This window comes from Actinomadura sp. NPDC048032 (assembly GCF_040653175.1).
Classification (GTDB): domain Bacteria; phylum Actinomycetota; class Actinomycetes; order Streptosporangiales; family Streptosporangiaceae; genus Spirillospora; species Spirillospora verrucosospora.
In genome coordinates, this window is the sequence record NZ_JBEZJP010000715.1 from 1 (window position 1) to 2278 (window position 2278).

The following is a 2278-nucleotide window of genomic DNA, read 5'->3' on the forward strand; positions in this document are numbered from 1 at the left end:
GCATTGATCACGCTGGTGGGGTGCGGGGGACCGCCATTTTTTCTTGGTCAGCGGTCCCCGGTCACGGCCGGGCCGGGGACCGTCGCCCGCCTCCGAGGACGCGGGCCTCTGACGTCCCCCACCGGAAGGACCTTCATGCTGCGCGGAAACAGGCTCGCCCTCCTGGGCGCGGCCGCGGCAGGAGCCGTGGCGCTGGCCGGCGTCGCGGCGCCCGCAACCGCCTCGCCCGCGCCGGCCGCGCCGCGCTCGCCGTCGGCCGTCGACTGGCGCGCCTGCGGCGACGACGGCAAGGCCGAGTGCGCGACCCTGCGCCTGCCGATCGACTGGTCCCGGCCGGACGGCCCCGCGTTCGGCCTCGCCATTGCGCGCCGGAAGGCCCTCGACCCGGACGCGCGCGTCGGCACGCTCGTGTTCGGTCCCGGCGGTCCCGGCGACTCCGGCGTCCAGCGCGTCACCAGGCTCACGGGCGGGATCGACCGGTTCAGCGACGAACTGCGCCGGCGCTTCGACATCGTCAGCTTCGACCCGCGCGGCATCGGCGCCAGCCATCCGGTGACGTGCTCGGCCGACCTGCTCCGGGCCGCCCCCTCGCCGGTGATCGAAAGCGCGGCGCATTTCCGGGCGACCCTCGACCACAACGCGCGCCTGCGAGCCGACTGCCGCGCCCGCACCGGCCCGCTGTACGACCACGCCGACACGCTCAGCACCGCCCGGGACGTGGACGCGATCCGCGCCGCCCTGGGCGAGCCGAAGCTGACCTTCCACGGCAGCTCCTACGGCACGCTGCTGGGCGAGATGTACGCCGAGACGTTCCCGCGGCGCGTCCGGGCGATGGTGCTGGAGAGCGTGGACGACCACAGCGTCCCCGACGCCCGGCGCTTCCTGACGTCCGAACTGGCCGCCGCCCAAGACTCCTTCGACCAGTTCGCCGCCTGGTGCGAGCGCAGCCAGGACTGCGCCCTGCACGGCAAGGACGTCCGGGCCGTCTGGCGTGACCTGCGCGCCCGCGCCGCCCGCGGGGAGCTGCCCGACCCCTCGTCCCCGGGCGCCGCGCTGCCGGAGTTCGGCCTCGTGCTGATGGCCTACAAGAGCTTCTACGGCCCCGACTGGGCGGAACTGGCGTCGAAGCTGGCCGCGCTGGACGCGGCCCCGCCCCTCAGGGCCGGTTCCCGTCCGGCGGCCGCGCCGAAGGCGGAGGAGACCGCCACCGACCCCTTCACCGCGCAGTTCTGCTCCGACTGGAGCCTGCCCGTCCGCGACTACGGCGAGTACGCGAGGCTCATGCGGCGCACGGAGAAGGTCGCCCCCGACATGACGTTCGCGCGTCCCGTCATGGCGATCTCCGCCTGCCTCGGCTGGCCGCAGCCCGTCCGCAACCCGCAGCACCGCCTGCGCGTCCGCGGCAGCGCGCCGATCCTGCTGGCCAACGCCGTCCACGACCCCGCCACGCCCTACTCCTGGGCCCAGAACGTCGCGCGGCAGCTCGGCCCCGCAGGACGCCTGCTCACCTACGCGGGCGCGGGCCACGGCAGCTACGGCCGCGGCCCCTGCATGCAGAACACGATCGACGCCTACCTGACCAGCCTCACCCTCCCCCCGCCCGGCACCACCTGCCCGGCGCAGTAGAGGCCGGGATCAGGCGAAGGCGGTGGCGTGCGCCTCGGCCCATCGGCGGAAGGGCCGGGGCGGGACGCTACAGGGTGATGTCCTCGGGGAGGAGGGTGGCGAGTTGTTCGGTGGTGAGTTCGATCCCGGTGTTGGCGAGTTGTTCGGTGCGGCGGGCGTGGGCGGTGATGGCCGACCGGACGAGTTTGTCGACTTCGCGTCCGTTTCCTTCGCGGAACCGGTCCCGGTGGGTGTTCAGGTAGACGGTGAGTGCCTGGCGGGTGGGTTCGGGGACGCGGTAGTCGGCGCCTTCGGCCTTCTTGACGAAGATGGAGGCCAGGCCGTCGACGGGGTAGGGCTGGAAGGTCAGCGTGCGGGCGAACCGGGACGCCAGGCCGGGGTTGGTGGCCAGGAACCCTTCCATTTCGTTGGTGTATCCGGCGGCGATCACGATGACCTCGTCGCGGTGGTCCTCCATCAGCTTGACCAGGGTGTCGATGGCCTCCTGCCCGAAGTCGTGACCTGATCCTCCCGGGCGGGACAGGGTGTAGGCCTCGTCGATGAACAGGACCCCGCCGCGGGCGCGCTGGAACACCTCGGTGGTCTTTTGGGCGGTGTGCCCGACGTACTGCCCGACCAGGTCGACGCGTGCCGCCTCCACCACCTGCCCTTG

The 2278-nt window shown here is 73.2% G+C and carries 2 protein-coding genes; one reads left to right on the forward strand and one right to left on the reverse strand.

Going from position 1 to position 2278, the window contains the following annotated elements:
• The first annotated feature begins 135 nt into the window (after positions 1-135).
• The gene (locus tag AB0C69_RS41430) at positions 136-1626 is read left to right on the forward strand and encodes an alpha/beta hydrolase (protein ID WP_360362223.1); all 1491 of its coding nucleotides are present in this window, start codon (positions 136-138) and stop codon (positions 1624-1626) included.
• A gap of 67 nt (positions 1627-1693) precedes the next feature.
• On the opposite strand, the gene AB0C69_RS41435 is transcribed toward AB0C69_RS41430, so the two are convergent.
• On the reverse strand, positions 1694-2278 hold a 585-nt coding region (locus tag AB0C69_RS41435; RefSeq protein WP_360362226.1), incomplete at its 5' end, for an AAA family ATPase.

What these genes read in the sequence shown, in the direction of transcription:
- AB0C69_RS41430 (WP_360362223.1), top strand. Translation starts at nt 136, where the DNA reads ATGCTGCGCGGAAACAGGCTCGCCCTCCTGGGCGCGGCCGCGGCAGGA.